This is a genomic window from Microcoleus sp. PH2017_24_DOB_U_A (genome assembly GCF_020738205.1).
In the GTDB taxonomy this organism is placed as follows: Bacteria; Cyanobacteriota; Cyanobacteriia; order Cyanobacteriales; family Microcoleaceae; genus Microcoleus.
The window spans coordinates 1-5,763 of record NZ_JAEQCT010000035.1 but is presented as its reverse complement, the minus strand read 5'-3'; the positions used below and the strand labels follow the sequence as shown (position 1 = coordinate 5,763).

At 45.5% G+C, this 5,763-nt stretch carries 6 protein-coding genes; 3 read left to right on the top strand and 3 right to left on the bottom strand.

Going from position 1 to position 5,763, the window contains the following annotated elements; genetic code table 11:
* Positions 1 to 157 precede the first annotated feature (157 nt).
* Positions 158 to 1,690 carry an NB-ARC domain-containing protein gene (locus tag JGK07_RS10175; RefSeq protein ID WP_293205283.1) on the bottom strand — a complete coding sequence of 511 codons (1,533 nt, stop codon included), beginning with the start codon at positions 1,688 to 1,690 and terminating at the stop codon, positions 158 to 160.
* Between the two features lie 215 nt (positions 1,691 to 1,905).
* Here JGK07_RS10175 and JGK07_RS10170 point away from each other — a divergent pair, with 215 nt between their 5' ends.
* From JGK07_RS10170 to JGK07_RS10160, 3 genes are all read left to right on the top strand, one after another.
* The gene (locus JGK07_RS10170) at positions 1,906 to 2,649 is read left to right on the top strand and encodes a calcium-binding protein (protein WP_293196868.1); all 744 of its coding nucleotides are present in this window, start codon (positions 1,906 to 1,908) and stop codon (positions 2,647 to 2,649) included.
* Positions 2,650 to 2,992: 343 nt separating this feature from the next.
* Positions 2,993 to 3,205, top strand: a complete 213-nt coding sequence (locus JGK07_RS10165) for a type II toxin-antitoxin system HicB family antitoxin (RefSeq protein WP_293196867.1) — start codon at positions 2,993 to 2,995, stop codon at positions 3,203 to 3,205.
* Positions 3,206 to 3,234: 29 nt separating this feature from the next.
* Entirely contained in the window at positions 3,235 to 3,426 is a 192-nt protein-coding gene (locus tag JGK07_RS10160; protein WP_293196889.1) for a type II toxin-antitoxin system HicA family toxin, read from the top strand.
* Positions 3,427 to 3,833: 407 nt separating this feature from the next.
* Here JGK07_RS10160 and JGK07_RS10155 read toward each other — a convergent pair whose 3' ends face one another.
* Together JGK07_RS10155 and JGK07_RS10150 are read right to left on the bottom strand one after the other, a co-directional pair.
* A complete protein-coding gene (locus JGK07_RS10155; protein ID WP_293196866.1) occupies positions 3,834 to 5,012 on the bottom strand; it encodes a M20 family metallopeptidase in 1,179 nt (392 codons plus the stop codon).
* 240 nt (positions 5,013 to 5,252) lie between these two features.
* Entirely contained in the window at positions 5,253 to 5,477 is a 225-nt protein-coding gene (locus tag JGK07_RS10150; protein ID WP_293224303.1) for a helix-turn-helix transcriptional regulator, read from the bottom strand.
* Positions 5,478 to 5,763: the final 286 nt, after the last annotated feature.

Sequence of the window (5,763 nt, the reverse complement as noted above, 5' to 3'; positions counted from 1 at the left end):
TCTCGCCACTAAACACAAAATTTCGTAGAAACCCGGTTTCTAGCCTCCCATAAAAATAGTTGTGTCCTCAGAAACCGGGTTTCTGCGTAGATTTCTCGCTACTAAACACAAAATTTCGTAGAAACCCGGTTTCTAGCCTCCCATGAGAAGCCTGAAACTATCCAACCTTTAGGAACTGGTTTTTCACATACTCCATCAATACAGGCTGGAGTGTGAAAAGCGTTTTCTCACCTTGTTTCACTTTTTCAATTAATAAACGCCGTCTCAAGGATTGCACAGCTTGTAATAAGGCTGATGGGGATAATTCCAGATTGGCTGAAAATTTGGATATTTCAACTGGTGTGGCTTCACGAGCTAACCAGGATATCACTTGTTTTTCTGAGTCAAATAGGCGATCGCACTGCTGGTGCAGCAGAGATTCTAAATCACCTAAAAATAGGGTATCATAGGAGAGAAACTCGGAAACGCTGCCGCCGAATAAATCTTGAATCATAGTTGCAACTATATTTAACCATAAGGGATTGCCTCGGTAAAGGTCAATCAGTTGTGACCATTTCTCCTCTTCTGCTAATCTTTTCTCTCTGAATATTTCCCGTGCTTCCGCGCCCAAACCGTTGAGTTGCAGCGATTTACAAGGACGATTTTCGCCTTCTAGGGCCGCAATTTCTCTGGGCTTTTCCCAACTCAGGAGGATTAGGCAACTGTTGTGGGATGATGCTGCTAATTCTTTGAAGAATGTGCCGTAATTTTCATAGCCTGGTTGGTAATTGCCTGCGAGTTGTCCGCTGCTGAAAATTGTTTGTATGTCATCAAGGATGATGAGACAGCGGGATGAACGCAAATGCTCAATAAGTGATGGCAATTTAATTTCTTGTTGCTGCGAAACGAATTGAATTAAGTTTGTTTGCAGGGTTTGCAGGGGTGGAGAATTGCGGAGACTGCGGTAAATAATATAGTCAAATTCATGTTGAACTTCTGGGATTAGTTGGAGAGTTAGTGACGTTTTGCCAATGCCAGATAAGCCGTATATGGTGATGAGACGGGTGCGGTTTTCCCAAATCCACTGCTTGAGGATGGTGAGTTCAGATGTGGGGTTATAGAATAAGTTGGGTTCTGGTGCATCGGATAAGTCTAGTCGTTTTTTAGGCTGAGTATTGCTACAGGTCACCTGATTCTGCTTTTCTAACTTTGCTGTTTCTAAGGATTGAAGATAGTTCCCACAAACCAGAGCTATTTCATTCTCTTGTAGGGGCGGTGTCCCCGTGCCTGCCCGAGCTCTCAAACACATACAAAATGTAGACAAATAGGGTCGGCGTAGGGACACTACCCCTACAAAATTATCGTTTTCTTGAGAATGAAACAGCCCTATTCCCAAAACACTGGAATTATCATTTTGTGCAGAATATTTTCCAATTTTTGATTCAACTATGGATAATTGCAATCTTTCCACTGTATATCCAAAGTTAGATTGATTGATGTCTTCACCTAATATCTCTGATAAAAGCTTCCATAATTGTGCTGCGACTTTCTTGACATGAGCTTCGCTACGGTGGCAGTTTGTGGCAATTTCCGGGTATTTCTGGCGTTGCCAAGTACCGCGCAGTATACCTTCTTGTAGGTGATTGAGGTGTTTGCCTGTCTTAGTGAATAGGATTTGGTCAGCTATTTTTAAGACTTCTTGAATGTCCATAGGTCGAGTCGAGGTTTGGGTTTTGCCTATTGCAATCCTACCTTATCCTACTATTTGATATTTCAGCCACTAAATCCTACTTTATGCGACTGAGATCGATCGGGATAGGTAAAAGAATCCCTACTAAATCCTATTGATTTGACTTGATTTCAGTATTTTTTTCACATATGCTAAGAATTCAGGACGAAATAAATTTCAGGAATTTCTAAGAAGTCATGGCTAACATCGATATTGCAAATACTCCTAATGCACAAGGCACAGAGGGTGATGATGTCATTCGTGATACTGATGGGGGCCGCAGAACGCTGGGCTTGGGGGGTAATGATAGGATCTTTGGCAGGGGTGGCAATGATGAACTGTTCGGGAATCTGGGGCGTGACTCACTAGATGGTGAGGGCGGGTTTGATACCCTCTACGGTGGTAAAGATGCAGATTCTCTTGACGGTGGACTTGACGATGACATTTTGTTTGGGAATGCGGGCACTGATACTGTTAGGGGTGGAAGTGGCAACGATCAAATATTTGGGGGGCGTGATAACGACTGGCTATTGGGTGGCGACGGCGAGGACATTTTATCTGGAGATTTAGGTTTTGATGTTCTGACTGGAGGATCTGGACGAGACAGGTTTATCATTCAAGATGAAGTGGCTACTAATACAGTAGATTTTCTGAACGATTTCTTCCCTGGGGAAGACAAAATTGTACTTCCAAAAGGTCTGACATTTGCTGACATCGAAGTCCTGACATTTCAAGCTGCTGGGTTGAATCCAGTTTTTGTGGAGAGGCAGTTTGAACCCTCGCCGTCTCCATTCAATGCCATCTCTAGTGGTAGCGATCTAAATCTAGCTCTACGAGTTAAATCAACTAATCGAATTATTGGACTTTTGGATCGAAATCCAACTTCTGGTGTTCGTCTAACAGCAGCGAGCTTGACAGCAGCGGACTTTATCAGCAGTTGAGGATTCTGCTATGCTGGCCGGTAGCCTGTCGCTATCGGAAATAAGCTGGGAGGGTGAAAACCGCTGCGATTTATCGAGGGGTTGAAACCTGACTCAACGGGTTTTAGCCTAATGAAAGGGGCGATTCGGCGAAGACAAATAGGCTGTGACGCATCGCATTTTTTGATGATAGAGCGATCGCCTTTCAATTTAAAAATAACCACAAGGCGATCGCCCTTACATCCCAATTTGTCAAAAAGTGCGATCGCCCATCTTCCCCCCCTATACTTGTAAAAACTATTCATCCGAGATACACTAGGTAATAGAAAGCAAGCAACCTTAGATGATGGAAGCGAAAACCATAATGAAAACCCAAAGCTTCACCGCCATCATTTACAAAGAAGAAGATATGTATATTGCCGAATGTCCAGAAGTGGGCACAGTTGACCAAGGCGAAACCATAGAAGAAGCGATCGCCAACCTCAAAGCAGCTACAAGGCTCTATCTCGAAGAGTGTCCTTTACCCGACGAAATCACTCCCAGGTTTGTAACTAGCATAGAGGTTAGCTATGCCTAGATTGCCCAGAATATCAAGTAAGCGAAGTAATTCGCGTACTAGAACGTCTAGGCTTTTATCAAGCTAGGCAAACGGGTAGCCATGTTGTCCTCAAAAAAGCTCTCCCCGATGGAGAAATTGTTTGCGTTGTGCCACTCCACCGCGAGCTAAAAATTGGTACACTTAGCGGTGTTCTAAAGCAAGCAAAGGTCACACCTGATGAGTTTATAGCGAGTTTATAATAGCTAAACTCATCATCATAATTCGCATCCCGAATATTCAGTTTTGATTGAAGGAGCTTGGGTCATGGCTAGCATTTCTTAGCAGTGACTTAAATAGTTATAGTAGATAGTTTTACAAGATTCGTAATTAAAGTTATAGTATAAAGCTCTTCATTACCTGAAAGAATTGGTTTAAAGCCGGAACCCCGATCGGGAGAAATCGCGACACACCCTACAGCTATAGCAGTTGACAGTTACAGAGTACGGCAATCAAACCGTTTATGCTGTAGGTTCTTGTCTCCATTCATCAGGTCATTTATGCCCTCACCGATGTGGCGGTTGCTATACAGTAAATATTGGGTAAGGTGTGTCGCTATTAGATTGTCGCTATTCGTTGAGGAATTGTCGATCGCGACACACCCTACAACTTATTTTTGTTTCCAATATTGACAAGCAGCATAGGCCAAAGTGACAGCGCCGGTCACAATCGCGGCTTCATCCACCTCAAACTGCGGGTGATGGAGGGGATAGTTAGGTTTGTCAGTTAATCCCACTCCCAAACGAAACATCGTTCCTGGCGCGTGTTCTAGATACATCGAAAAATCTTCCGCGCCGAGGGATGGTTCTGGTAAAATTTGAACGCGCGATCGCCCTAAAGCTTCCAAAGCCGCCGCTTCGAGTAATTGGGTAAGTTTTGGATCGTTTTGGACTCCCGGTACACCGCGCTTGTAGGTGAGTTCGTACTTAGCGCCGTAAGTCGCGCAGACGCTAGACACAATTTGTTCGATCCAAGCCGGCAGTTTTTCGTGGGTTTCAGGATGGAGCGATCGCACCGTGCCCAATAATTTTACGCGATCGGCAATCACATTTGGTGCACGTCCGCCGCTAATTTGCCCGATCGTCAAAACCACAGGCCTCAACGGATTTTGTGTGCGACTAATCGCCTGCTGCAAAGTAGTAATAATCTGAGAAGCAATCCAAATTGCATCGATCGCCTCGTGGGGACGCGCACCGTGCCCAGATTCACCCATCACAATCAATTCTAGGTCATCTGCCGCCGCTGTCAGTGCCCCGTGGCGGATGCCGATCGAACCGCCGGGAATCGTCGGAAAAACGTGCAGTCCGAGGATGCCATCAACATCTTTCATCGCCCCATCTGCAATCATCCAGCGCGCGCCTTGGGCTATCTCCTCTGCCGGCTGAAACAAGAAGCGGACATGACCAGGTAATTTTTCTTCCAACTGAGCTAATATCATCGCCGCGCCCAAACCGACGGTGGTGTGGATGTCGTGGCCGCAAGCGTGCATGACTCCTGGGTTTTTCGAGGAAAACTCTAAATTGGTGCGTTCTTGCATCGGTAAAGCGTCCATATCGGTGCGAATTGCCAGCCACCGGGACTCGTTGCTATTACCTTTGAGTTCGCCGATGACGCCGGTTTTGCCGATTCCTTCAGTGGCGCGAACTCCACTAGATGCCAAAACTCCGGCTACATAGGCCGCTGTTTGATGTTCTTGGCCGCTGAGTTCGGGGTGCGAGTGGATGTGGCGGCGAATTTCGATTAAGCGGGGGGCGAGGCTGGTTGCTAGTTCTTGGATGCGGGGAAGCATGAATTTTGTTGGGGAGTGCGTTAATTAACTAAGGTAACGCATATGCTTGGCTGTGACACTGAGATTTGTTTTTATTAACCGCAGAGGGCGCAGAGGGCGCAGAGAAAAGAGGGGAAAGAGAGTTAGTTAGAGATGGGAAATAATTGTGTCTTTATTATTCATCTCTCTCTTCTCTTCCTCCGTGTTCTCTGTGTCCTCTGCGGTTTAATAATAATTTTGAAATAACAGTAAACAACGATGTCATTTTTCGCGATCGGGCTCGTCCTCTTCATATACCATTAAATCCCCCGGCTGACAATTCAGTGCTCTGCACAAAGCGCTGAGGGTTGCTTCGTCGATTCGGGTGAGTCGGCGACGGGTTTTGATTTTCGACACAGATGTGGGGTGCATCCCAATTAAAGTAGCCAATTCTTTATTGCTGATATTGCGATCGGCCATCACAACTGCCAATTTCCAACGAATCACTGCTGACACTCAACTGCTGGCCATGATATTGCAAGCTGATGTTACCATTCTGCAACCTTCAATTTTCCTTAAATTGCCGTAACGACAATATAAATTGTCGTTACGCTTGACAAGCGGCAGCGATTGAACTAGACTCAGGATGTACAAACGGAAAAGCGATCGCCCCCTGGCCTAGAAAACTTAAGGGCGATCGGTACGCCTCTAATCATCGATTTAGCGGACAAGAGTGGAAAACCCATACATATAACCATCATTGCGGTGAACAGTTTTGCAGTATTTGTGACGC

Bases quoted from the DNA above. Each gene is read 5' to 3' on its own strand.
- JGK07_RS10155 (WP_293196866.1), bottom strand. From the start codon at position 5,012: ATGCTTCCCCGCATCCAAGAACTAGCAACCAGCCTCGCCCCCCGCTTA.
- JGK07_RS10165 (WP_293196867.1), top strand. From the start codon at position 2,993: ATGAAAACCCAAAGCTTCACCGCCATCATTTACAAAGAAGAAGATATG.
- JGK07_RS10170 (WP_293196868.1), top strand. From the start codon at position 1,906: ATGGCTAACATCGATATTGCAAATACTCCTAATGCACAAGGCACAGAG.
- JGK07_RS10175 (WP_293205283.1), bottom strand. From the start codon at position 1,690: ATGGACATTCAAGAAGTCTTAAAAATAGCTGACCAAATCCTATTCACT.